Raw genomic sequence first — 24,371 nt, 5'->3', positions numbered from 1 at the left:
GACGCCTACTCCAGCGACTCCGACAGCGTCGCTTCGAGTCGGTCGTCGAGCAGGCCGTCTTCGATCAGCGCCGTCACTGCCTCGATGTCGGGGTGCGGTGGCCGGTCGTCGACGAGCGGCGGCACGACTTCTCGGACGCTCTCGTAGACCGCGCCCGTTCCCGGCGCGTGTGCTAACGTCTCGTCGACGAACTCGGCGGCCTGCGCGCCACAGAGCAGTTCGACGGCGACGACGGTTCTGACGCGCTCGGTGACGCGTCGCGCGGCGAACGCCGACGTCGCGCTCATGCTGACGTGGTCCTCCTGCCCGCCGCTGACCGGCGTGCTGTCCATCGACGGCCGCCCCTCCGAGCGACACTCGTTGAGGAGCGCCGCGGCGGTGTACTGCGGGATCATGTACCCCGACTGGAACCCGCTGTCGGCCGTGAGGAAGGGGGGCAGATGCGGTTCCTGCAGGTTGGGGTTGACCATCCGGTCGACCCGTCGCTCGGCGATGGCCGCCAGCTCGGTGAGCGCGTTGACGACGTAGTCGAGTCGCAGTGCCAGCGGTTCGCCGTGGAAGTTGCCGCCGGAGATGACCGCTCCGACCTCCGTGCCGCTGGCCCGCTCGTCGACGCGTTCGCGGGCGAAGACGAGGGGGTTGTCGGTGGCGCTGTTCAGTTCGACCTCGACTGCCTCTCGGAGGTGGGCGACGGCGTCGCGGACGGCCCCGTGGACCTGCGGGAGACAGCGGAGCGCGTAGGCGTCCTGCACCCGGTCGCAGTTGCGGTGGGACTCGACGATCTCCGACCCCGAACAGAGTCGTTTGACGTTCCGGGCGGTCGCCTTCTGCCCCGGGTGCGGGCGGGCCGCGTGGACGGCCGGATCGCAGGAGGCGGTCGTCCCCATCGTCACCTCGGTCGTCAGCGCGCCCGCGGCGTCGGCCGCCCGGAGCACCTGCTCGGCGTCGGCGACGACCATCGCCGCGAGGCCGACGGTCAACTGCGTGCCGTTGATGAGCGCGAGTCCCTCTTTGGCTTTCAGCGTCAGCGGTTCCAGGTTGGCGGTCTCGAGCGCCTCGTCGCCCGGGAGCCGTCTCGTGTCGCCGTCTGCCGTCTCGACGTCGGCCTCACCCTCTCCCAGGAGGACGAGCGCCATGTGCGCCAGCGGCGCGAGGTCGCCGCTCGCGCCGAGACTCCCGCGGGAGTTCACTACCGGATGAACCCCCGAGTCGAGCATCGCGAGGAGGTGGTCGACGACGGTCTCCCGGACGCCGGAGTACCCCTTCGCGAGCGCGTTGACGCGAGTGAGGAGCATCGACCGGACTTCCTCACGACACAGTTCTCTGCCCGCGCCGGCGGCGTGACTGCGGACGAGGTTCGTCTGTAACCCCTCGACCTTCTCGCGAGGGATGTGCGTGTCGACGAGTTCTCCGAACCCGGTGTTGACGCCGTACACCGGGTCGCCGCTCTCGACGATGTGTTCGATGCGTTCACGGGAGGTACGGATGGCCTCGCGGGCGTCGTCGGCGAGTTCGACTCGCACGTTGTCGCGAGCCACGGCGACCACCTCCTCGACGGTCAGCGAGTCGCCGTCGAGGACGACCCGTTCTGACTCACTCATGGACCACCTCGCCGTCCTTGAGGACGGTCGCGACGGGGTTGACGCCGAAGTTGTACGGGACGTGTCGGTACGAAGGAGCGTCGAGGACGACGAGGTCCGCCGGCGCACCCGTTCGTAGCGTCCCCGTCCCGTCGTCGCGGTTCAGCGCGTGTGCGCCGCCCTCGGTGGCGGCGACGAGCGCCTCTGCGGGCGTGAGTTTCATCCCGGTACAGGCCAGCGCGACGGCGAAGGGCATGCTCTGGGAGTAGCAGTTCGGGTTGAAGTCCGTCGCGACGGCGACGGAGCCGCCGGCGTCGAGGAACGCCCGCGCGTCGGCGTACGCTTCGCCGAGCGAGAACGCCGTCCCCGGGAGGAAGACGGGCGTCACGCCGGCGTCGAGCAGGGCCTCGACGTCGTCGGCGTCGGCCTGCAGGAGGTGGTCGGCGCTCGCCGCATCGACCTCTGCGGCCAGTTGTGCACCTCCGAGGTGGGCGAACTCCTCGGCGTGGACCTTCGGCGTCAGGCCGTGGTCGACTCCCGCTTCGAGGACGCGACGGGACTGCTCGACCGCGAAGACGCCCTCCTCGCAGAAGACGTCGCAGAACTCGGCGACCCCCTGCGTTTCCACTGCAGGGAGTTGTTCGGAGACGACCTCGTCGACGTAGTCGTCGGTCTCCCGACCCTCGGGCACGGCGTGTGCGCCCATGAACGTCGGGACGACGTCGACTGGATGCTGCTCGTCGGCGCGGCGAACGGCGTCGAGCAGCCGGAGCTCGGTCTCCGTGTCGAGGCCGTAGCCGGATTTGACCTCGACGGTCGTGCTCCCGTGTGAGAGCATCGTGTCGAGATGCGACAGCAGGTTCGACAGGAGTTCGTCGCCGTCGGCCTCGCGGGTCGCGCGGACGGTGCGGAGGATGCCACCGCCCTCGGCCATGATCTCCTGGTACGTCTTCCCGCGTAACTTGGCCTCGAACTCGTCGGAGCGGTCGCCCGCGAAGCAGGCGTGAGTGTGTGAGTCGACGAACCCCGGGACCACGCTTCGCCCGGTCGCGTCGACGGCGTACTGGGCGTTCTCCGGCGGATGCTCCCGCGTCACCTCGTCGCTCGGGCCGACGGCGACGACGCGGCCGTCTTCGACGGCGACGGCGGCGTCTTCGAGACGAGTGAGCGGCGTGCTCGCCGTTTCACCGCTCGCTCCTCCCGCGGCGCGGCGAGTCGCGCGCTTCTCCCCGTCGCCGACGACCACCTCGGCGGCGTCGTGGACGACGGCGGTGAGTTCAGTCATGATGCCCTCCGTTCGCAGCAAGCCCACTTAGGAAGTGGGCCACGGCACGGGCACCCGCCGCTGCCGTCATCCCGTCTCTGTCGAGTGGCGGGGCGCACTCGACGACCTCGAAGCCCGCGATCCGGTCGTCGGAAGCGAGACGGCGGAGGATGCCGAACAGTTCGCGCGTCGTCAGTCCGCCGGGCGTCGGTGCCGACACACCGGGAGCCGCAGAGGCGTCGAGGACGTCGAGGTCGACGCTGACGTAGACCTGTTCCACGGACCCGAGTGCGTCGAGCGCGCGGTCCGTGGCAACGAGCGGGTCGTCGCCGACGTCGTCGGCCGTGACGACGTCACCGCCCATCTCGTCGACGTAATCCGCGTACGCGGTCGACGTCTCGAAGTGACGTGCGCCGAGACAGGCGTAGCCGTCGAGTCCGGCATCGAACAGTTGCCGGTAGGGAGTGCCGCTCGTCGCGTCGTCCCGTACCTCCCTGACGTCGAGGTGGGCGTCGAGGTTGACGACGCCGACGCTACCGCGATCGAGGAGCGGAGCGACGTTCGGATAGGTAAGAGAGTTGTCGCCGCCGAGGAAGACCGGGAGGGCGTCGAGGTCGTGGACTCGTTCGCCCGTCTGCCGGACGAGATTCTGGATGCCGCCGACCGTCGCGTTCGGCGACCGGTCGCCCAGACGAACGAGGTCGGCCACGTCGCCGAGGTCGCCGATGCTCCGTCGGTCACCGACTGCACCCGACTCGAAGTGATGGCTCTTGACATCGGCGAACGCTTCGCGGAGTGCCGTCGGTCCCTCTTCGGCACCGCGCCGACCGATAACCGCCTCGTCGACCGGCTCGCCGACGAGGACGACGTCGAACTCGTCTGCTTCCTCTCTCGTCGTCTCCTGCACGACGTGGCCGAACTGTTCGTCGTTCGGGTCCGCGGAGGGTCCGCGCCACTCGAACGACTGGACGAACTCACTCATCGTGATCCCGCATCGGTATCCGGACGTTCGACGCCGTCGCCTCGTCGAGCGCCTCCTCGTACCCTGCGTCGGCGTGGCGGATCACGCCCATGCCGGGGTCGGTGGTGAAGACGCGGCGGGCCTTCTCGGCGGCGAGGTCGGTGCCGTCGAGCACGACGTGGTTGTTCGCGTGCAGCGAGTTGCCGATGCCGACGCCGCCGCCGTCGTGGACGGAGACGATGTCCGCCCCGGCCGCGCAGTTCACCAGGGCGTTGAGGATAGGCCAGTCGGCGACGGCGTCCGTGCCGTCTCTCATCGCCTCGGTCTCGCGGTGCGGGCTGGCGACGCTCCCCGCGTCGAGGTGGTCGCGGGTGACGACCACCGGGGCACTGATCTCGCCGTCGCGGACGAGTTCGTTGATGCGGAGGGCGAACTTCGCGCGTTCGGTGAGTGCTTCGGCGCCTTCAGCGCCTCCGCTTCGGTGCGCCTTCGGCACGTCGCTACCTTCACCGTCGGTCGAGTAGCCCAACCAGCAGACGCGGCTCGGCAGCCCTTGGAACTCGACCTGTTCGTGTGCGAGGTCGATCCAGCGGTTCAGATGTTCCTTCTCGGGGAACAGCTCCTTCACGGCCTCGTCGGTTCGGTGGATGTCCGCGGGGTCACCCGAGAGCGCGACCCAGCGGAAGGGTCCCTTCCCACGACAGAACAGCGGGCGGATGTAAGCCGGGACGAACCCGGGGAAGTCGAACGCCTCTCGCATCCCGCGGTGTTCCTGCACCTGTCCGCGGATGTTGTTGCCGTACTCGAACGTGACTGCGCCTCGCTCCTGGAGGTCGAGCATCGCCCGAACGTGTCGTTGCATGGTGTCGAGGCTCTCTTCGACGTAGCGGTCGGGGTCGTCTCTGCGCAACTGGTCGGCCTCCGCGACGGTGTAGCCCGAGGGGTAGTACCCCTCCAACTCGTCGTGGGCGCTCGTCTGGTCGGTGAGGAAGTCGGGGACGAAGTCGCGTTCGAGCATCCCCTCCAGCATGTCGGCGGCGTTCGTGTGAACCGCGATGGAGTAGGGTTCGCCCTGCGCTGCCGCCTGTTTGGCCTTCTCGATGGCCTCGTCGAGGTCGTCGGTCTGCTCCATACAGTAGCGCGTCTGGATGCGTCGATCGATTCGCTCCTCGTCGACTTCGGCGGCGATGCAGACGCCGTGGTTCATCGTCACCGCGAGCGGCTGTGCGCCGCCCATCCCCCCGAGCCCGCCGGTGACGGTGACGGTCCCGCGAAGGCCGTCACGGTCGGGGAACTGCTGTCGCCCCGCCTCCGCGAGCGTCTCGTAGGTCCCCTGGAGGATGCCTTGCGTCCCGATGTACGCCCACGACCCCGCGGTCATCTGGCCGTACATGATCTTCCCCTCGGCCTCCAACTCGTGGAAGTGCTCCCAGTTGTCCCACTTCCCGACGAGGTTGGAGTTGGCGATGAGGACGCGGGGAGCGCGTTCGTGCGTCGTGAACCGACCGACCGGCTTGCCGGACTGGACGAGCAACGTCTCGTCGTCCGCCAGATCGCGGAGTTCCGCGAGGATGGCGTCGTAGGCGTCCCAGCTCCGGGCGGCGCGCCCGGTGCCGCCGTAGACGACGAGCTCCTCGGGTTTCTCGGCGACGTCGGGGTCGAGGTTGTTGTTCAGCATTCTGAACGCCGCCTCCTGTCGCCACCCCTTGCACTCGATGTCGGTTCCGGTCGGCGAACCCTGGTATCGCCGCCACTCGGCGCTCGGCTCGCCGATTCGATCCGTCGACTGTGAGGGCCTCTGGTCGCTCATTGCTACTCTAGGATTCGTGAACGATTCGCAAATAGCTGCGACCCCGCATACGGCGGGGTATTTATTTACTCGTGACGAACGTGACGGGCGATGTACGAAGCGACGTTCCGAATCCCGGACGCAGGGTCGTACGCGGCGGCGACGGCCGGCTCCGACGCCCGTATCGAGCTCTGGTGTAACGACCACTGCGACCTCCTGCACGTGACGGCCGGCGACGACAGCGAGGCCGCAGCGGCGGTCGTCGCTCGCGTCGAGGAACTCGTCGGCGTACAGGACCGACTGGAGACGACGGATGAACTCGTCGTCGTCACGGCCGACTGCCTCAAGTCACACGACTCCTCGCACGTGGAGACGTATCTCGCCCGGCACGGCTGTCTGCTCCTGCCGCCGCTTCGGTACGCGAGGGGTGCGAAGCTCTGTCGCGTGCTCGCGCTCGACCCGGCGGCGCTCTCGGCGTGCTACCGCGACCTCGTCGACGACGGCTACCGCGTCGGCGTCGAGTCGAAACGCGAGATCTCGGCGGTCCGGCAGGACGCGCCGCTTCTCAGGCTCGACGACGCGTTGCCGACGCTGACCGAGCGACAGCGCGAGGTGCTCACGACCGCCTTCGACGCCGGCTACTACGAGATCCCGCGGCGGACGACGACCGAGGAGATCGCCGCCGTCGTCGGCGTCGAGCGGCGGACCGCCGAGGAGCATCTCCGTCGGGCGGAGAACAAGCTTCTCGCGGGGGTGATCGAGTACCTCTGACTGTCTCGTCCTCGTCTGACAAACGGTTAAGTGGATGGCTGGCCGAGAGAGAGCCACCGATGGGCAACAAGAACAAGACCATCTCCTTTCGGGTCAACGAGGACGCCTTCGAGACCCTTCGGGAGATCGCCGAGGAGCGCGACATCTCCCTGTCGGCGGTCTTCCGCGACTACGTCGACACGTTGGTTGCCCACGACGGGCAAGTACAGGTCGTCCCCGAGCACGAACTCGACGACCTCGGAGACGGCGACGAGCCGAGTTTCCCGCCGAAAGTGGAGGTGCCGAAGAGCTTCATCCGCGAGCACGAACGACTCGAACTGGAGGCCGACCACCTCCGCGAGCAGCTGGAGGAGTACAAACACTACGTGAACCGTCTCCGCGAGGAACTCGACGACGACGAGGAAGTCATCTTCCTCGAAGATCTGGACGGCGAGAGCGACGAACCGTCCTATCGGTTGGGCTGAATCTCCTACCCGGAGAGTTCGCGCTTCGCGGTCGCCGCCTTCTCCTCCATCTCTCTGTCGTCCTCGACGCCCGCGAGCGCCTCGACCGCCTCGAGCGTCCGGACCGACTGGTCGAGAAACGAGAGGATGTCGCCCGGATACGCGTAGAGCATGTACTCGTCGGTCATCACGTCGACGATGGCGTCGGGGCCGAGCCCCTGCGCGCGGAGTTCCAGCAGGTAGCGGATGAACTTCCGCTCGGGATGGCCGCAGTAGGGGTTGTCCTCGCAGTCGCAGTCGAGGAAGTCCTGTGCGAAGTCGAGCACCCGCTCTTGGGTCGCGTCGTCGAGCTTCGTCAGTCCTTCGCCGGAGAACACGAGGTCGAGCGTCGCCCCCTTGAACGCCCCCTTCGGGATGTTCGCCTCCAGTTGGGAGGCGATCTGCCGGTGGTTCTTCAGGTAGATCTTGTCCGTGATAGCCACGCTTGGAGCAAGATACGACGGTGAGCCTGAAAAGGGCCGCGCTTCGGCCGATCGCGGCGCGGTGTGGTGTGCTGAATCGACACACACGAAGCCGGAAGTCGTAACGTATTTGAGCGAAACAGGAGTAGGAGAGGGTGTGTCCGGGTTGGGGTAGTGGACCATCCTTCAGCCTTGTGGAGGCTGAGACGCGGGTTCGATTCTCGCACCTGGACCTTTTCACGACGTTACTCCGACGAGCGTATGCTCGCGTCAGCGAGCACCGCGAGTAACCGACGTACGGAGTGAAACGGGCCGACGGAGAGAATCGAAGCGGGGAGGTCGCGCACAGCGAACGCCAGTGAGCGAGCACGTCCGACCGTGGTTCGATTCTCGCACTTGGACCTCACTTCTGCGCGAACGACAGTGAGCGCTGATGAGTCGTACGTGCGAACCCGAAACAGGGAGTGGAGCGAAGCGGAACGACCGTGGTTCGATTCTCGCACCTGGACCGTCTTCCGAACGTTGCCCGGTGAACACGTCGTCTCGCGACGCCGCTCTCGAAACAGTGCTCGGCGAGGAACTCACACTCTGGATACATCTCCCGGCAGAGTTAGCCGTGTGTGGTGGTAACATATAACTATGTCAGGAGTCGACCCGTACGATCAGAACCCGCCGTATCTATACGAGTGTACGAACTCCGGTGAACGAGTCCAGGCGGAGAACCGCCCGGGCGAGTGTTCGGAGTGCGGGGGTTACATGCAGAACATCAGCAAGCCACGAGAGCAGTAGCCGCTCACGCACTCACTGCCGCTCGCGCGGCCGAGGCCGAATCGTCTCGAGGTCGGTGTGTGGGGGATACGAGAAACCCGAGATTTGCGTCCCGATAGCGCCGCCGAAGACGAGTTACCGCGCCTCGAACGGCGACGACCGTTCACCCACACCGTCGGTCGCGCGGGTCGCGTTCAGCGCCCCGGTCGTCTGGATGATGTTCAGCGCGGTCATCAGGTCGGTCCGGGAGACGAGCCCAACGAGTTCGTCGTCAGCATCGATGACGGGGAGGCGGCCGACGTTGTGTTGCTGCATCGTCGACAGCGCATCCATCGCTCCGGCGTCGGGGGTGATGCTGGTAACGTCGTTGGCCATCACGTCCTCGACGCGGTAGGCGTCGCGTTCGACCTCGTTGACGCCGCGGGCGTCGTTGAGCGTCACCATCCCGACGAGCGCACCGTTGCGCATCACCGGGTAGCCGGTGTGGCGCTCGCGGAACATCCGCTCCATTAGCTCGGCGACGGTGGTCTGCTCGGTGACCGTATGGAGGTCTTCGCGGGTGGTCATGATGTCGCGGACGACGACGTTCTCGAAGGCGGCCTTCATCACCGTCTGCTGGGCCTCGCTGGAGGCACCGATGTAGATGAAGAACGCCAGTGCGACGAGAAACAGGTTCGCGAAGAGCCCGAAGATACCGAGCATGAAGGCGAATGCTTTGCCGACCTCGGCGGCGATCTGCGTCGCTCTCGCGTGCGGACGATTCCGCGCGAGCAGCGCCCGGAGGACGCGGCCGCCGTCCATCGGGAAGCCGGGGAGCATGTTGAAGACGGCGAGTGCGACGTTCGTCATCGCGAGGTAGCCGAGGACGAACTTGACGGCCGCCTGGCTCTCCGGCACCGCGAGGAAGCCGACGTAGGAGACGACGCCGACGAGGACGCTGACGATGGGGCCGGCGACGGCGATGTAGAACTCCTGTTTCCAGTCTTCGGGTATCTCGACGAAGCGGGCGACGCCGCCGAACAGCCACAGCGTGATCGACTCGATCTCGAAGCCGAACTTCCGAGCGACCAGCGAGTGGCCGAACTCGTGGAGGAGGACGCCGAGGAACAGTCCGAGGGCGGCGGTGACGCCGACGATCCACGACATCGACCCGCTCGTGAGCGGACCGGTCGCGATGCTGGTGCCGAAGAGGCCGTTCATCACCTCGGTGAGGTTGGTGACGTCCGCTCCGATGAGATAGGCGAAGAACGGCAACACTAGAAGGAACGTGAAGTCGAGTTTGATGGGAATGCCGAACGCGCTCCCGATCCGAATGCCTCGCATGCCTCCCTCTAGTCGGGGCGGACTCTTAAGTTCGGGCACGACAGCAACGGTTCCGTTGAGGACAACCCTTACCTGACCGGCCCCGTAGACGACCCCATGAGCGATTCGACTCCACACCCGGTCGTCAAGCGCGCGAGCGACGTCGAGTACGAGACGGTCGATGCCGCCGAGGGGATGCAGAAGGGCGTCCTCATCGACGACTCCGACGGCGCACCACAGTTCGCGATCCGACGGTTCACGCTCGCGCCGGGCGCGTCGGTGCCGAAGCACACCAACGAGGTCGAACACGAACAGTACGTGCTCGCGGGCGAGTACACGGTCGGAATCGGCGAGGAGGAGTACACCGTCGCCGCGGGCGACTCGCTTCTCATCCCGGCAGGGACGGTCCACTGGTACCGAAACGAGAGTGAACTGGAGGGGGCGTTCCTGTGTGCCGTTCCGAACGGCGACGACAGTATCGACCTCGTGGAGGGTTGAGTCGCCCTACGACACCGGTCGTCGCGTCACGACGGACGCACAACGTGGACAGACGTACGCTGTCGACGTCCCGAACTCGTCTTCTCGCGTCTCGAGTTTCCAGTCACCGGACAGCGGACTCTCGTGACCGCAGGAGGGGCAGATGAGAACCGTCTTCGGTGGACGATCGGTCGGCGTTCGTTCGTTCGTGCTCGACATTCACTTCGCTATCCGCACCAAAAGCGTAAATAGTTGACTATCCACCCGAATTAGTTGATTGTTCGTGTTGGTTTCGGGTGTCACGGTACGTGTTTCCACAAGTCTCGGTCCGCCGACGGACCGTCACCGACGCAGTACGTGCCGGCGCTATCGTGTGGCTGAAATACCCCGTGCTCGTAACGTAACTCGTGTCTCAGCAGGTCGCACAGGTGGACACCCTGTTCCTCCACGAACTCGGCGACAGATTCCAGGTCGTGGTCACCCGCGACGGCGAGCACGTCTTCCGCGGCGTGCTCGAGTTGAAGGAGACGAACGCGGGGCCCCGACCGGGCAAGTTCCGGAAGAAAGACGGGTCGAGCGAGAAGCCTCGCAGCCCCGACGAGTTCGTCGAACTCGCCCGGAACGCCAAGCGCATCCGCATCTCCGATCACACCTCCCAGACGGGTCGCGACGAACTCCGCGAGATGCTCGACGGCTACCAGTTGGAGGCGCTCGTCGTCCGGACCTGCCGGTACTGCGCCGGCAGCGGCCGGTACTCGCCGATCACCGAGGACACCGCGATCAAGGCCGACCGCGACTACATCTGTCCCGACTGTGCGACCCGCGAACTCGAACGCGAACTGTCGTTCAAAGGCGGTCTCACCAAGGCCGCCCAGGAGCGACTCGAGGACCTGCTGTTCGACGTGCAGGATCTCGACCGTATCACTAATCTCCTGAAGGGCGACCTCGACCCCGACCTGACGAAGTTCGACGAGATCGGCGCCACCGTCGACGACGTCGACCCCGTCGAGACGGCAAGTCTCGACCTCCATCCGAAGCTCCAGCAACAGGTGGAGAGCAGGTTCGAGACGCTGCTGCCCGTCCAGAGCCTCTCGGTCCGAAACGGCTTGTTCGACGGTGACGACCAGTTGGTCGTGAGCGCGACGGCGACCGGGAAGACGCTGGTCGGCGAACTCGCCGGCGTCGACCGCGCACTGAAGGGCAACGGGAAGCTCCTGTTTCTGGTTCCGCTCGTCGCCCTCGCCAACCAGAAACACGAGGACTTCAAGGAGCGCTACAGCGACCTCGGATTGAACGTCACTATCCGCGTCGGCGCGAGTCGCATCAACAACGACGGCAACCGGTTCGACCCCAACGCCGACATCATCGTCGGCACCTACGAGGGTATCGACCACGCCCTGCGGACGGGGAAGGATCTCGGCGACGTCGGCACCGTCGTCATCGACGAGGTCCACACGCTGAAGGAGGACGAACGCGGCCACCGCCTCGACGGGATGATCTCCCGACTCAAACACTACTGCGAAGAGCGCGCGAAGAAGCGCGACAGCTACGACGGCGCGCAGTACATCTACCTCTCGGCGACCGTCGGCAACCCCGAGTGGCTGGCCAAGCGCCTGCGGGCGACGCTCATCGAGTTCGAGGAGCGGCCCGTCCCGATCGAACGCCACCTCACCTTCGTCGACGGCCAAGAGAAAGCCCGCATCGAGAACCGACTTGTCAAGCGGGAGTTCGACCGCAAGTCGTCGAAGGATTTCAGGGGACAGACGATCATCTTCACCAACTCCCGGCGACGCTGCCACGAGATCTCCCGCAAACTGGAGTACTCCTCTGCCCCCTATCACGCCGGGCTCGACTACGGCCAACGGAAGCAGGTCGAGCGACAGTTCGGCGACCAGGAACTCGCCGCCGTCGTCACCACCGCCGCCCTCGCCGCCGGGGTCGACTTCCCGGCCTCGCAGGTCGTCTTCGACTCGCTGGCGATGGGGATCGAGTGGCTCTCCGTCCAGGAGTTCAGCCAGATGCTCGGCCGCGCCGGTCGTCCCGACTTCCACGACCGCGGTATCGTCTACATGCTCGTCGAACCCGACTGCCGCTACCACGGCAGCATGGACATGTCCGAAGACGAGGTGGCGATCAAGCTGCTGAAAGGCGAGATGGAGGACGTCCTGACCCGCTACACGGAGTCGGCGGCCGTCGAGGAGACGCTCGCGAACATCACCGTCGCGGGCAAGCGGGCCAAGCGACTCAACGACCGGATGCTCGGCGAGATCGACACGAAGCGGGCGCTCGGTCGCCTCCTGGAGTGGGAGTTCATCGACGGCTTCCAGCCGACGCCGCTGGGTCGCGTCGTCACCCGTCACTTCCTCTCGCCGAAGGACGCGTTCCGCATCCTCGACGGCATCCGCTCGGAGTTAGAGCCGTACGACATCGTCGCCGAGATGGAACTGGCCGACGAGGAGGGGTAGCGCGCCGACGACGACGGCCAGCGCGCCCCCGACGATAGCCGGCCAGAAGACAGTTGACGCCCCGCTCGACGGCTAAAAGACGCACGCTCACCCTCCGTATCACCGCCTCCAGACGCCTCTTCTCCCCGACTCCCCAATTCGGGAGCACGATGTCTCAACACTCCGAGTCGACGGCGGTCGCGCTCGACCCCGAGGACGACTGGACGACGCTCTACGTCGACGGCGAACGCGACGCCGACGGCGAGACGCTGTCGGTCGAGAACCCGGCGACCCGCGAGCAGTTCGCCGAGGTCCCGCGGGGGACGACCGACGACGTCGACGACGCGTACGAGGTGGCCGCCGAGGCGCAGGAAGCGTGGGCCGACCGGTCGCCGGCGGAACGGGCCGAAATCGTCTCCGGGGCTGTCGACGTGATGCGCGAGCACCGCGAGGAGATACTCGACCTCCTCGCCGTCGAGGCGGGCAGTAGCCAGCTGAAAGGGCAGGTCGAGTTCCAGTCCGCCGTCGGCATCACGGGCGAGGCGGCGAGCTTCCCGACCCGGATGGGTGGCGACTACAGGGAGTCGAACGTCGACGGGAAGGAGAATCTCGTCAAGCGCGAGCCGATGGGCGTCGTCGGCGTCATCTCGCCGTGGAACTTCCCGTTGCATCTGTCGATCCGGGCGGTCGCGCCCGCGCTGGCGACGGGCAACTCGGTGGTGCTCAAACCCGCCTCGAACACGCCCATCACGGGTGGACTGCTCCTCGCCCGGCTCTTCGAGGCCGCCGGGCTCCCCGACGGCGTTCTGAACGTCGTCACCGGCGAGGGGTCGGAGATCGGCGACCGGATGGCCGGCCACCCCGAGGCGAGCGTCGTCTCGTTCACCGGGTCGACGCCGGTCGGTCGACGGGTCGCCAAGCAGGCCGTCGACAACCTCGCGCTCCCGGCGATGGAGCTCGGCGGCAACGGTCCACACGTCGTCCTCGAGGACGCCGACGTCGAGCAGGCGGTCGCGGCCGGCGCGTTCGGGACGTTCCTCCACCAGGGGCAGATCTGTATCTCCATCAACCGCCACCTCGTCCACGAGTCGATCTACGACGAGTACGTCGAGCAGTTGGCCGAGAAGGCGGCGTCGCTCCCCATCGGCGACCCGCGCGACGAGGAGACGGTGGTCGGGCCTATCATCGACGAGTCCCAACGCGACGAGATGCTGGAGTACGTCGCGGAGACGGTCGACGCGGGTGCGACACTCGAGACGGGCGGCGAATCGGTCGTCCCCGGCGGTGTCGACGTCGACGACGACGACAGCCTGTTCGTCGAACCGACGGTGCTCTCGGGGGCGACCAACGAGATGGCCGCCGCGTGCAACGAGCATTTCGGCCCCATCGCGCCCGTCATCCCCTTTTCCGACGACGAGGAGGCCGTCGAACTGGCCAACGACACCGAGTACGGCCTCGCCGCGTCGGTGTTCTCGGAGAGCCGTGAGCGGGCCGAGACGGTGGCCGACGACGTCGACGCCGGGATGGTGCACCTGAACGACATGCCGGTGAACGACGAACCGCACGTCCCGTTCGGCGGGATGAAGGCGTCGGGTATCGGCCGGTTCAACGGCGAGCACGTCCTCGAGGAGTTCACTCAGCCGAAGTGGATCGGCGTCCAGCGCGACCCCCGAGAGTACCCATTCTGACCACTCGCGCTCGACACCGACTCCCGTCCCACGAACCGGCCGCCGAGCAGCGGTTTCGACGCCCGGTTCCCACATCCTTTTGCCGACCGGTGCCGTCGCAGACGACGTGGTTGCGATAACGTCGGGGATGGTCGCCGTCTTCGTCATCATCCTCCTCGCACTGTTGTTCTTCGCGACGGAACCCGTCCCGGTCGACATCACCGCCATCGGCGTGATGGTTGCGCTGATGCTCGTCCCGCCGGTGTCGGAACTGCTGGTGTCGGTCGGTCTCCTCGGGGCACCGATCGAGACGATCACGCCCGAACAGGGGATCTCGGGGTTCTCCAGCGCGGCGACGATCACCGTCCTCGCGATGTTCATCCTCAGCGAGGGCGTCCAGCGGACCGGCGTCGTGCAGCTCCTCGGCGCGAAGATCTCGTCGCTGACGGGCGACGACGAGTCGAAACAGCTCGGAGCGATAATCGGTCTCGTCGCCCCCATCTCGGGGTTCATCAACAACACCGCCGCCGTCGCGATCCTCCTGCCGATGGTGACGGACCTCGCCGAGCGCGGGAGGACGTCGCCGTCGAAACTGCTGATGCCGCTGTCCTTCGCGTCGATGTTCGGCGGAATGCTCACGCTCATCGGCACGTCGACGAACATCCTCGCCTCCCAGCTCTCGGAGCGACTCGGGCAGGAGCACCCCGGAACGGGGCTCGACGCCTTCTCGATGTTCGAGTTCACCCAACTGGGCCTCGTCGTCTCGCTGGTCGGGACGGTGTATCTTCTCACCGTCGGTCGGTATCTCATCCCCGAGCGCATCAAACCGCAGGTCGACCTGACCGAGGAGTTCGAGATGGCGGAGTATCTCACCGAGGTGACCGTCCGCGAGGACTCGCCGCTCGTCGGCCAGCAGGTCCAGACGGCGCTCGTCGAGACGGAGTTCGACGTCGACCTGATCCAACTCATCCGCGACGAGGAGGTGTTCCTCGAACCGCTCGGACCGAAACAGATCAAGGCAGGCGACGTCTTCGCCCTCCGGACGGACCGCAACACGCTCGTCGAACTGTTAGACGTCGAAGGGCTCGATCTCGTGCCAGAGGTCGTCGTCGACGAGGCGGAGTTGGAGGCTGCGAGCGGCGGTCAGAACCTCGTCGAGGTCGTCGTCGCTCCCGGGTCGTCGCTCGTCGGCGAGTCGCTCGCCTCGGCGTCGTTTCGCCAGCGCTACGACGCGACCGTCCTCGCACTCCGGCGCGGCGGCGAACTCATCCGGCGGCGGATGGACAACATCCCGCTTCGCGTCGGCGACACGCTGCTCGTGCAGGCGACGACCCAGAGCATCGAACGACTCGACCAGAACCGCGATTTCATCGTCGCCCAGGAGATCGAACGTCACGACTACCGCGAGTCGAAGATCGCCGTCGCCGTCGGCATCGTCGCCGTCGTCGTCGGGCTCGCCGCACTCGACTTCGTCCCTATCGTCGTCTCGGCGCTCGCAGGCGCGCTAGCGATGGTCGCGACCGGGTGTCTGAAACCGACGGAGGTGTACGACGCGGTCCAGTGGGACGTCGTCTTCCTCCTCGCGGGCGTCATCCCCCTCGGCATCGCCATGGAACAGACGGGCGCGGCCGCGCTGCTGGCGGAGCTGGTCGTGATGACCGGGGAGTTCCTGCCCTTGCTGGCGGTGCTCGGCGTGTTCTACGTCGTCACGGCGCTCCTGACGAACGTCATCAGCAACAACGCGAGCGTGGTGTTGATGATCCCAGTCGCCTTCGAGGCGGCACGGACGCTCGGCGCGAACGCCTTCGCGTTCATCCTCGCCGTCACGTTCGCGGCGAGTACGGCGTTCATGACGCCCGTCGGCTACCAGACGAACCTGTTCGTCTACGGTCCCGGCGGGTACAAGTTCACGGACTACATGCGCGTCGGCGCGCCGCTACAGCTGCTCTTCGCCGTCGTGACGACGCTCGGCATCGCGTTCTTCTTCGGACTACGACCCTGACGTGACACGCTGCGCAGGGGAACGAAACGCTTTACAAGCGGTCGGGTATTGATGTATATGCGGGACCGTGGGTTAGCCTGGTATACTTCGGGCCTTGGGTGCCCGTGACCCCGGTTCAAATCCGGGCGGTCCCACTTTTGTGCGACGAACGCACGTGAGGAGTCAGACATACACAGCCCGGTCTGAATCCGACGAGCCCGAACGGAGTGTGGTCTCGGTACGGTTCAAATTCGGGTGGTCCCATTTGTAACAATCCACCCGTCACGGGAGCGACACGGAAATGCTCTCGTTCGATCGAACGACGAGCGACGCGAGTCGAGACTCCCGTCTCAGTTCCCGGCGCTGTCGTCGTCCGTCTCCGGCGGTTCCGGCGTCTCGAGCGGTTCGGGCGTCTCTGGTGGTTCCGGCGTGTCGTCCGTCGCGGGCGTCTCCGTCGTCGGCTGTCCGTCCTCGACGCCCGTGCCGCTCCGCTCGCTGACCCGGATCGTCGCGACCCGTTCGGCGGCGACGCCGATCCCCTCGCCCGCCTCGATCCGTTCCGTCTCCGTCAGCTCGATGGTGACCTGACTCACCCGGCCGAGTTGACCGCGGATCTCGCCGCTCGGTACCTCCTCGGTGTGGACGTTTACGTAGGTGTTCCCGTTCTCCATCCCGTCGACGAGGTCCGCGAGCGACGCCCCCGCGAGCGGTCCGACGAGGTCGTCGGCGGTGACGGTCCCCTCCGCCAGCACGCCGTTCTCGGTGACGCCCTGCTCCAGCGCCCCGACGGGGGTCCCGTCCTCGTCTTCGCGGCCGAAGAGGAACGCCACGACCGGTCCGTTCTCGTCCGCTGCTCCGAGGTGGATGTGTGCCTGTGTGACGTCTTCGATGCGAGCGACGAGGAGGACGTAGTGAAGCGCCTCTCCGTCGTCGCTCACCCGGACCAACGTCGCTCCCGTCCCGTCGGTCTCGACCGGTGGCACCTCCGCGTCACCGCCGAGCGTCCCCGCGCTGTAGAACCGCGGCGAGCGCTGTGAACCGGCGCTGTCGTCGACCTGTAGTGTTCCTGCGGCGGAGCCGACCCCCGCGAGGACAGCCATTCCCGCGCCGAGCCTGAGTACATCGCGCCTGCGTGTCATACCCTGAGACTGTCCACGTATCGACCGATAGGTACTTGTCAACTAACCTGTGACTGTCGGGATTTGTTCTCTGTTTATCGAACAGTATCGATCGCCTCGACGGCGTCACAAGCCGACGACCGGACGTCCTCGCCGGCGACATCCTCGGGAAACAGTACCTCGCTACGGACTCTCCTTCGATTGGCACCTCCCACTCGACGAGTACAGTTGTCTTCGCCTGCGGTGAGCTGACGTGACGCTGCGGCGTCACGACGGCTCCGGGTGGCGGTTTCCTCGAGACCACTTCCGCTCCAAGGCGACAGTTCTTACACGATGAGGCCATAACTCCGCCTCAATGGCTCAGGCACAGAACCAAGAGCTGACCGAGCGGTTCATCCAGTTCTACCGCAACTACTATCGGGACGCCATCGGTCAACTCGCTCAGAACTACCCTAACGAGCAGCGGTCGCTCTACGTCGACTACGAAGATCTCTATCGGTTCGACACGGACCTCGCGGACGACTATCTCAACCAGCCCGACCAGCTGCGCGAGTACGCCGAGGAGGCCCTCCGACTCTACGACCTCCCGGCCGACGTCAAACTCGGGAAGGCGCACGTCCGCCTCCGCAACATCGACCGTAACGTCGATATCCGCTCGATCCGCGTCCACGACGACCACATCGGGAAACTGATCTCGGTGTCGGGGATCGTCCGGAAGGCGACCGACGTCCGCCCGAAGATCACGGAAGCGGCCTTCGAGTGCCAACGCTGCGGGACGATGACCTACATCCCCCAGAGCGACGGCAACTTCCAGGAACCCCACGAGTGTCAGGGGTGTGAGCGACAGGGACCGTTCCGGGTCAACTTCGACCAGTCGGAGTTCATCGACTCACAGAAGATCCGCGTCCAGGAGAGCCCCGAGGGGCTCCGCGGCGGCGAGACGCCGCAGTCGATCGACGTCAACATGGAAGACGACGTCACGGGCAAGGTGACCGCCGGCGACCACGTCACCGTCACGGGCGTCCTCCACATCGAACAACAGCAGAGCGGTCAGGAGAAGTCCGCCATCTTCGATCTCTACATGGACGGTGTCGCCATCGACATCGAGGACGAGGAGTTCGAGGATATGGAGATTACCAAGGAGGACAAACAGCAGATCGTCGAACTCTCCGAGCGCGACACCATCTACGAGGACATGGTCGCCTCCGTCGCCCCGGCCATCTACGGCTACGAGGAGGAGAAACTCGCGATGATCCTCCAGTTGTTCTCCGGCGTGACCAAGAACCTCCCCGACGGGTCGCGGATCCGTGGCGACCTCCACATGCTACTGATCGGGGATCCCGGTACGGGGAAGTGTGTCGACGGCGACACGCTCGTCACCCTCGCTGACGGGTCGGAAGTCCCGATCAGAAAACTGGTCGAGGAGAACCTCGACGACCCGAAGCCCGTCGACGACGGCGTCTGGGACGACGTCGACGTCGCCGTTCCGTCGCTCACAGCCGACGGGTCGTTGGTCAAGCGACGTGCGACGAAGGTGTGGAAGCGCGAAACGCCCGAATCGATGTATCGAATCGAAACGGCCAGCGGAACGGAAATCACGGTTACGCCGTCACATCCACTGTTCGTCCAATCCGAAGGACGGTTCGCCGCAGTTCGAGCGGACGAACTCACCGACGGGCAGTTCGTCGCCGTCCCGCAGCGCGTTTCCACAGAGTCGCACGACGCGATCGACGTTCGATTTCGGCAGTCAAAGTCCCACAACGCTGTGAGGCTAGACCTCCCCGACGAGTGGACAGCGTCGCTCGCTCGGCTGGTCGGATACATCATTGGGGAAGGGTACGTCGAACAACGTCCCGATAACACGGGATACGTCTCCGTCACGAACGACGACTGTGAGATCCTCGGCGACGTGGCCGAGGCGCTCTCCGAACTCGGCCTGAACTACACGGAACGTGCATCGCGCAAGGGGAAGTCTGCGAAAGAGATCTACTCCGGGTCCGGAGAGTTCGTCGACTTCCTTGCCAACCTCGAACCCGCGATGCTGGATGCGTCGGCGGACCAACGCGTTCCGAGCGCGATATTCCGGACTGGACCTCGCATCCGCGCCGAGTTCGTCCGCGCGTACGTCGACAGTGAAGTCCACGTCTCGACTACGGAACGTGAGCTGACGATTTCGTCGATGAGTCCCGAACTACTCCGTGGCGTCAGAAGCCTCCTCCTCTCGCTCGGAATCCGGTCTCAGTTCATGTCGAAAGAGCCCGACGGGTATCGTCTCCGTATCTCGGGTGAGAACTTCGTCCGGTACGTCGAGCGTGTAGGTTTCATCACGGATAGAAAGACGACGGCGGCCGGAGAGTTCGAGGACGTAGCGCAAAACACGAACGTCGAAGTCGTACCCGACGTCGGGACAGAACTTCGACGGCTTCGTGAATCGCTCGGTCTGACGCAGTTCGACTGCAACGTTCCGCGTACGACCTATCAGCACTACGAGCGCGGGGACCGGAATCCGAGCAGGAAGAACTTCCGCAGGGTCTTATCAGCATTCGAGGACCGGATCGAGGAGCTTCAACGCCTCAAATCGAGGATCGAAGAGGGTAGCTGGTCGGCGGTCGTCGATGCGCGTGAGGCGCTCGGCATCTCCCAGCACGATCCCGCAGAAGGGATGGACGTCACCCAAACAGCGGTCAGCTATTACGAGCGCGAAGAAGTCGTTCCGGACGGGGGGAAAGTCGACGACGCCTCGGACGTGATCCTCGACCGCCTCGGAGAGGGAATCGCCGCACGGAAGGACGTCGAGGCACTACGATCGCTCGCTACTGACGATATTGCATGGGACCGGATCGAATCCATCGAACTGGTCGAGCCGACCGAGGAGTGGGTTTACGATCTCGAGGTCGAAGGGACGCACAACTACCTGACGAACGGAGTCATCTCTCACAACTCCCAGATGATTTCGTACATTCAGAACATCGCCCCTCGTTCGGTCTACACCTCCGGGAAGGGTTCGTCCTCGGCCGGTCTGACCGCGGCCGCTGTTCGCGACGACTTCGGCGACGGCCAGCAGTGGACGCTCGAAGCGGGGGCGCTCGTTCTCGCCGACAAGGGGATCGCCGCGGTCGACGAATTAGATAAGATGCGCTCGGAAGATCGGTCGGCCATGCACGAGGCGCTCGAACAGCAGAAGATCTCCATCTCGAAAGCCGGCATCAACGCGACGCTCAAGTCCCGGTGTTCGCTGCTCGGCGCGGCGAACCCCAAATACGGGAGATTCGACCAGTACGAGCCTATCGGCGAGCAGATCGACCTCGAACCCGCGCTCATCTCGCGGTTCGACCTCATCTTCACCGTCACCGATCAGCCGGACCCCGAACACGACGCGAAACTCGCAGACCACATCCTCAAGACGAACTACGCGGGCGAGCTGAACACTCAGCGGACGCGCGTGCCGACCTCGAACTTCACCGAGGAGGAGGTCGACTCCGTCACCGAAGAGGTTGCTCCCGAGATCGACGCCGAACTCCTCCGGAAGTACATCGCCTTCTCGAAGCGCAACTGCTTCCCGACGATGACCGAGGAGGCCAAGCAGGCGATCCGCGACTTCTACGTCGACCTGCGGTCGAAGGGGGCCGACGAGGACGCCCCCGTCCCGGTCACTGCCCGGAAACTCGAGGCGCTCGTCCGACTGGCCGAGGCGAGCGCGCGGGTCCGCCTCTCCGACGAGGTAACCGCCGAGGACGCCAACCGCGTCATCGAGATCGTCCGGTCGTGTCTGCAGGACATCGGCGTCGACCCCGAGACGGGGCAGTTCGACGCCGACGTCGTCGAGACCGGCACCTCGAAGAGCCAGCGCGACCGCATCAAGACGCTCAAACAGCTGATCAGCGAGATCGAAGAGGAGTTCGAGGAGGGAGCACCCATCGACGAGGTGCTCGACCGCGCCGACGAGATCGGGATGGGACGCGACAAGGCCGACGGAGAGATCGAGAAACTTCGCCGGAAAGGCGAAGTGTACGAACCGAAGACCGACCACCTCCGGACCACGTAACTTCAGCGATGGACCGGATCTCCGCGCTCAGAAACGTCGAAGACGCGCTCCGAGCGTTCGAAGACGGCGAGATGGACCTCGCGACGACCGAACGGCGCGTGGCGACGGTGCTGCGGACGTACGCCACCGAGTTCGACGACGACCCCCGGACGACGTACCGGGCGATCGGCGACGACGCGGTCGTCGTCGCGAGCTCGGAACCAGAGGCCCGAGAGCGCGTTCGGACGCTCCGAGACGTCGACGACGACGTCCCGTTCGGCCTCGAACGCCTCGGGTGACCGCTCCCGGCGGCGGTCCACTCGCCGGGACCGGTGGAACGTAAACGCTTTTGTCGACAGACCGAGAAATATCGACAACCATCGGTGGAGTGATCCAGGGTGAAAGCTAACAGACGACAGTTCACTGGTGACGACGTCCTCGAAAAGGCGTCGAGCGTGCTCCTTCTCTCGCCGTCGCTCTCCGACGACGAGGCGGCGTGCTGTACCGACCTGCTCCAGCCGACCGACGACCCGCCGGGGAACCTCCTCTGGGTGGCGTACACTCGATCCCCGGACAGCCTGCTCCGACGGTGGCAAACGCACGGCTGCGGCCGACCGGCGAACCTCGGGATCGTAAGCGTCGGCGAGTCGGCCCGGTCTGCGGCCGCCGCTCGGCCGGACGAGACTCCACTCTCCGGTCCGGTCGAGACGATCGCGAACCCGACCGACCTCACCGGGCTTGGGATCCGTCTCAACGACTATCTTCGACGGTGGGACGACAACGACTACCCGACGACCGTCTGTCTCGACTCGCTGACGGCGATGCTCCAGTACGTCGACGTCGAGACCGTCTACCAGTTCCTCCACGTCCTCTCGGGACGGTTCTACGCCGCCGGCGCGCGAGCGCACTTCCACGTCGACCCCGATGCCCACGACGAACAGACGGTCGAACGACTCGTCTCGCTGTGCGACGTAGCGGTCGACCTCTCGGGCGAGGAGTGGACCGTCCGTTCTCGGTAGCTGACGATAGATTTAATTCAATTAATTCGATAGCTGATTGCGTGCTGTTGGTCGTCACGTACTCGCAGGCCGCCCGTGGCACGCTCCGCAACGTCTGTCGCATCCACGATGAGACCGTCGTCCGATGGTTCGGTCGCGCAGCGCTGTTCGAGGAGACCCGTCGACATCCGAGAGTTCGAGGTCGACGAGGCCGGCGTCCAGCAGCTCCTCGTGATCGGTGACGAGAGCCGTCAGGTCGGGGTCGAGCCGACCGCCAATGTACTGGACAGTCCCTCCGTCGCGTAGGCGGCGTCGAGGACCGCGACGTCGCGACCGTCCCGTGCGAGCGTGGCTGCGAGTTCGACTGCCGTACGGGTTACACCCGCGCCGCCGGTCGCGCCGACAAGCGCGGTAGTCGTTCCGGGCATGGGCTGAGATGCCCCGCTCTTCGGATTAAAATTCTTCGTCGAGCGACGGAATCTTACGACTCGGCGATAGCTGCTTCGATCTCGTCTAACTCCTCGTCGCTCAGGTCGGGGCGGTCGCCGGCGACGGCGTGGATGGGATGGCCGCCGTCGCCGTCGAACCGTGGGACGATGTGGGCGTGGACGTGCGGCACCTCCTGTCCGGCGGCCTCGCCGTCGTTGATGCCGACGGTCGTCGCGTCGGCGTCGACGGCGTCCTCGACGCGCGAGACGAGCTCGTGGACGTCGCGGAAGATGTCGGCGGCGACGTCGTCCGGCAGGTCGTCGAGTCGCGCGTGGTGGTCCTTCGGGATGACGAGCGTGTGCCCCGGCGCGAGCGGGTTGGCGTCGAGGAAGGCGAGCGTCGTCTCTGTCTCGCGGACGATCCGACCAGGGATGTCGCCGTCGACGATAGCACAGAAGATGCAGTCTTCGGACATGCGTCGAGCGTCGGCCGCGAGCGGTAAGAAGATTTCCCGCCCCCCGAGGGTCACGCGCTCGCGACGGTCGTGAGCGCCACCGAGCGCACCGTCAGGGCAAGCGGGCGGCGACGGCGTCGCGGTACTCCGCTGGAGTGTAGCCGAGTCGCGAGAGCCACACCTCCTGGTACGAGGGGTGGAGGATGGGGAGGAGCGTCACGCCGAGCGACGGGCAGTCGACCGGGTCGAGGACGGTGTCGAGAAAGCCCTCGACCGTCTTCCCCTCGAAGGCGAGCATCGTCTCGGTGGCGTGCTTGCCGGTGGCGACGACGACCGCCGGGTCGACCTGCGCGAGTTCGGTCTCGAGGTGGCGACGGCAGTTGTCGAGTTCCTCGCGTGTCGGCTCCCGGTTCGACCCCTCACCGTCGCTCGGAAAGCACTTCACCGCGTTCGTGTAGTACGTCCGGTCACCGTAGCCCAACGCCTCGAACAGCGAGCGGACGCGACGGCCGGAGTGCCGCGAGGTGTAGGCGAGCCCCGTGTGGTTGCCGCCGTTCCACGTCTCCGCGTCGGGGTCGCCCGCGCCGGGCGCTTCACCGACGACCACGACGTCCGCCGCCTCCGGCAGCAGCGGGTCACCGTCGTCGTCGACCGGGAGCGTTCCCCACGAGATGCACGTCCGGGACTCGACGAGCGCCGGACAGCGGGAACAGCCTGGTTCGAGCGCGTTCCGCGCCTCCGGTGGTGGATGCCGTGGCATCGTCGGGAAGGGCGTGGACTACTCCGTCAGCGGCAGCACGATCCCGAAGACGATCGGCGAGAAGAACGCGATGAGGATGCCGAGTATCTCCATGTCGGTCAGGAGCATCGACTCCCAGCCCGGAAGCGGGCCGAAAAACGCGCTGCCAGCGAGGTGGCCGAGCGCGCCGAGTGCGAACAGCGCGACGCCGAACGCGAAACTGGTCTTCGTCAGTCGGGGGTAGTCGAGGTTGCCGTAGCGGCCTGCCATGCTCGGTAGTAGTTCGGCGGTGGCTGAAACCACTTTCGAGAGCGAAAGACTCACAACTCGGTGCCCGACTGTTCGGTGTATGTACGAACTGCTGGTCGAGACGGTTCCGGAACTCGCCGCCATCCTGTTTTTCGCCGTCGGGTCGAGTGCGCTCTCGACGCTCGGCGTCTACCTCGAAGAACTCGCACTGCAGACGCTCGCGACCGGCGAGACGTTCCTCGCGCTTTGGTTCGCCGCGTTCGGGCTGCTAGCCTTCTACTTCGGGCTGTATCTGTTCGGGTACTCCGAACTGCTCCCCCGTCTGAGCAGCTATCTCGGTTCCGAGCCAGCGCAGTAACCGACAGCCACCACCCTCAGTTCTCGACGACGCTACTCCGTGAGCGGCAGCACGATCCCGAAGACGAACGGGGCGGCGAAGGCGACGCTCCGCT

At 65.8% G+C, this 24,371-nt stretch carries 22 protein-coding genes, 2 tRNA genes and 2 pseudogenes; 14 read left to right on the top strand and 12 right to left on the bottom strand.

The window, feature by feature from the left end; translation table 11 throughout:
- Positions 1–5: 5 nt before the first annotated feature.
- Genes hutH through hutU form a run of 4 tightly spaced genes read right to left on the bottom strand, consistent with a single transcriptional unit; the run spans position 6 to position 5,615 of the window.
- Positions 6–1,601, bottom strand: coding sequence for a histidine ammonia-lyase (hutH, locus tag BSG17_RS07165; RefSeq protein WP_089822474.1), 1,596 nt, complete (start codon positions 1,599–1,601; stop codon positions 6–8).
- Positions 1,594–2,865: an imidazolonepropionase gene (gene hutI, locus BSG17_RS07160; RefSeq protein WP_089822472.1), complete on the bottom strand. Its 1,272-nt coding sequence runs from the start codon at positions 2,863–2,865 to the stop codon at positions 1,594–1,596. The genes hutH and hutI overlap by 8 nt, the downstream gene beginning before the upstream one ends.
- On the bottom strand, positions 2,858–3,826 hold the full coding sequence (hutG, locus tag BSG17_RS07155; protein WP_089822470.1) for a formimidoylglutamase: 969 nt from the start codon (positions 3,824–3,826) through the stop codon (positions 2,858–2,860). The genes hutI and hutG overlap by 8 nt, the downstream gene beginning before the upstream one ends.
- The gene (gene hutU / locus BSG17_RS07150) at positions 3,819–5,615 is read right to left on the bottom strand and encodes a urocanate hydratase (protein WP_089822468.1); all 1,797 of its coding nucleotides are present in this window, start codon (positions 5,613–5,615) and stop codon (positions 3,819–3,821) included. The genes hutG and hutU overlap by 8 nt, the downstream gene beginning before the upstream one ends.
- 90 nt (positions 5,616–5,705) lie before the next feature.
- Here hutU and BSG17_RS07145 point away from each other — a divergent pair, with 90 nt between their 5' ends.
- Both BSG17_RS07145 and BSG17_RS07140 read left to right on the top strand, forming a co-directional pair.
- Positions 5,706–6,365, top strand: a complete 660-nt coding sequence (locus tag BSG17_RS07145; protein ID WP_089822466.1) for a helix-turn-helix domain-containing protein — start codon at positions 5,706–5,708, stop codon at positions 6,363–6,365.
- Positions 6,366–6,424: 59 nt separating this feature from the next.
- Positions 6,425–6,829 carry a DUF8146 domain-containing protein gene (locus BSG17_RS07140; protein ID WP_089822463.1) on the top strand — a complete coding sequence of 135 codons (405 nt, stop codon included), beginning with the start codon at positions 6,425–6,427 and terminating at the stop codon, positions 6,827–6,829.
- Positions 6,830–6,834: 5 nt separating this feature from the next.
- On the opposite strand, the gene BSG17_RS07135 is transcribed toward BSG17_RS07140, so the two are convergent.
- Positions 6,835–7,290, bottom strand: a complete 456-nt coding sequence (locus tag BSG17_RS07135; RefSeq protein WP_089822462.1) for a DUF5814 domain-containing protein — start codon at positions 7,288–7,290, stop codon at positions 6,835–6,837.
- A 139-nt stretch (positions 7,291–7,429) separates the two neighbouring features.
- Between BSG17_RS07135 and BSG17_RS07130 the strand changes: the two genes are divergently transcribed.
- Both BSG17_RS07130 and BSG17_RS25925 read left to right on the top strand, forming a co-directional pair.
- Positions 7,430–7,502: transfer RNA gene (locus BSG17_RS07130), tRNA-His, on the top strand.
- Positions 7,503–7,908: 406 nt separating this feature from the next.
- Positions 7,909–8,058 (top strand): rubrerythrin-like domain-containing protein, encoded by a 150-nt coding sequence (locus BSG17_RS25925; RefSeq protein WP_139246564.1) that lies wholly within the window; start codon positions 7,909–7,911, stop codon positions 8,056–8,058.
- Positions 8,059–8,172: 114 nt separating this feature from the next.
- Here the strand turns inward: BSG17_RS25925 and BSG17_RS07125 are convergent, their stop codons facing one another.
- A complete protein-coding gene (locus BSG17_RS07125) occupies positions 8,173–9,360 on the bottom strand; it encodes a M50 family metallopeptidase (protein ID WP_089822460.1) in 1,188 nt (395 codons plus the stop codon).
- A gap of 96 nt (positions 9,361–9,456) precedes the next feature.
- Between BSG17_RS07125 and BSG17_RS07120 the strand changes: the two genes are divergently transcribed.
- Positions 9,457–9,837, top strand: a complete 381-nt coding sequence (locus tag BSG17_RS07120) for a cupin domain-containing protein (RefSeq protein ID WP_089822458.1) — start codon at positions 9,457–9,459, stop codon at positions 9,835–9,837.
- 6 nt (positions 9,838–9,843) lie between these two features.
- Here the strand turns inward: BSG17_RS07120 and BSG17_RS07115 are convergent, their stop codons facing one another.
- On the bottom strand, positions 9,844–10,035 hold the full coding sequence (locus BSG17_RS07115) for a DUF8106 domain-containing protein (RefSeq protein WP_089822456.1): 192 nt from the start codon (positions 10,033–10,035) through the stop codon (positions 9,844–9,846).
- A gap of 188 nt (positions 10,036–10,223) precedes the next feature.
- Between BSG17_RS07115 and BSG17_RS07110 the strand changes: the two genes are divergently transcribed.
- The 4 genes from BSG17_RS07110 to BSG17_RS07095 all read left to right on the top strand — a co-directional run bounded on the left by BSG17_RS07110 (position 10,224) and on the right by BSG17_RS07095 (position 16,063).
- Positions 10,224–12,281, top strand: coding sequence for a DEAD/DEAH box helicase (locus tag BSG17_RS07110; RefSeq protein WP_089822454.1), 2,058 nt, complete (start codon positions 10,224–10,226; stop codon positions 12,279–12,281).
- 149 nt (positions 12,282–12,430) lie between these two features.
- A complete protein-coding gene (locus BSG17_RS07105; RefSeq protein ID WP_089822452.1) occupies positions 12,431–13,948 on the top strand; it encodes an aldehyde dehydrogenase family protein in 1,518 nt (505 codons plus the stop codon).
- Between the two features lie 127 nt (positions 13,949–14,075).
- Entirely contained in the window at positions 14,076–15,929 is a 1,854-nt protein-coding gene (locus BSG17_RS07100) for an SLC13 family permease (protein ID WP_089823029.1), read from the top strand.
- A gap of 61 nt (positions 15,930–15,990) precedes the next feature.
- A tRNA-Pro gene (locus BSG17_RS07095) sits at positions 15,991–16,063 on the top strand.
- Between the two features lie 195 nt (positions 16,064–16,258).
- On the opposite strand, the gene BSG17_RS07090 is transcribed toward BSG17_RS07095, so the two are convergent.
- Entirely contained in the window at positions 16,259–17,047 is a 789-nt protein-coding gene (locus BSG17_RS07090; RefSeq protein ID WP_211609077.1) for a CHRD domain-containing protein, read from the bottom strand.
- Positions 17,048–17,381: 334 nt separating this feature from the next.
- Here BSG17_RS07090 and BSG17_RS27465 point away from each other — a divergent pair, with 334 nt between their 5' ends.
- From BSG17_RS27465 to BSG17_RS28915, 4 genes and pseudogenes are all read left to right on the top strand, one after another.
- Positions 17,382–21,071, top strand: coding sequence for an LAGLIDADG family homing endonuclease (locus BSG17_RS27465; protein WP_211609075.1), 3,690 nt, complete (start codon positions 17,382–17,384; stop codon positions 21,069–21,071).
- Positions 21,072–21,079: 8 nt separating this feature from the next.
- The gene (locus tag BSG17_RS07075) at positions 21,080–21,349 is read left to right on the top strand and encodes a DUF7854 family protein (RefSeq protein ID WP_089822448.1); all 270 of its coding nucleotides are present in this window, start codon (positions 21,080–21,082) and stop codon (positions 21,347–21,349) included.
- Between the two features lie 99 nt (positions 21,350–21,448).
- Positions 21,449–22,069, top strand: coding sequence for a DUF7504 family protein (locus BSG17_RS07070; RefSeq protein WP_211609074.1), 621 nt, complete (start codon positions 21,449–21,451; stop codon positions 22,067–22,069).
- A gap of 41 nt (positions 22,070–22,110) precedes the next feature.
- Positions 22,111–22,227: pseudogene (locus BSG17_RS28915) on the top strand (DUF7855 family protein); the annotation flags it as partial.
- Between the two features lie 55 nt (positions 22,228–22,282).
- Here BSG17_RS28915 and BSG17_RS07060 read toward each other — a convergent pair.
- The 4 genes and pseudogenes from BSG17_RS07060 to BSG17_RS07045 all read right to left on the bottom strand — a co-directional run.
- A pseudogene (locus tag BSG17_RS07060) lies at positions 22,283–22,476 on the bottom strand (ParA family protein); the annotation flags it as partial.
- Positions 22,477–22,529: 53 nt separating this feature from the next.
- Complete coding sequence (locus tag BSG17_RS07055; protein ID WP_089822444.1) at positions 22,530–22,952, bottom strand: HIT family protein; 423 nt, start codon at positions 22,950–22,952, stop codon at positions 22,530–22,532.
- A 91-nt stretch (positions 22,953–23,043) separates the two neighbouring features.
- A complete protein-coding gene (locus BSG17_RS07050) occupies positions 23,044–23,691 on the bottom strand; it encodes a uracil-DNA glycosylase (protein WP_089822442.1) in 648 nt (215 codons plus the stop codon).
- A gap of 18 nt (positions 23,692–23,709) precedes the next feature.
- Positions 23,710–23,940: a DUF7860 family protein gene (locus BSG17_RS07045; RefSeq protein WP_089822440.1), complete on the bottom strand. Its 231-nt coding sequence runs from the start codon at positions 23,938–23,940 to the stop codon at positions 23,710–23,712.
- A gap of 79 nt (positions 23,941–24,019) precedes the next feature.
- Here BSG17_RS07045 and BSG17_RS07040 point away from each other — a divergent pair, with 79 nt between their 5' ends.
- On the top strand, positions 24,020–24,277 hold the full coding sequence (locus tag BSG17_RS07040; RefSeq protein WP_089822438.1) for a DUF8151 family protein: 258 nt from the start codon (positions 24,020–24,022) through the stop codon (positions 24,275–24,277).
- Positions 24,278–24,371: the final 94 nt, after the last annotated feature.

It is taken from the genome of Halogranum amylolyticum (assembly GCF_900110465.1).
Classification (GTDB): domain Archaea; phylum Halobacteriota; class Halobacteria; order Halobacteriales; family Haloferacaceae; genus Halogranum; species Halogranum amylolyticum.
Note: the sequence above shows the minus strand (reverse complement) of the source record. Positions and strands in the feature narration are given on the sequence as shown.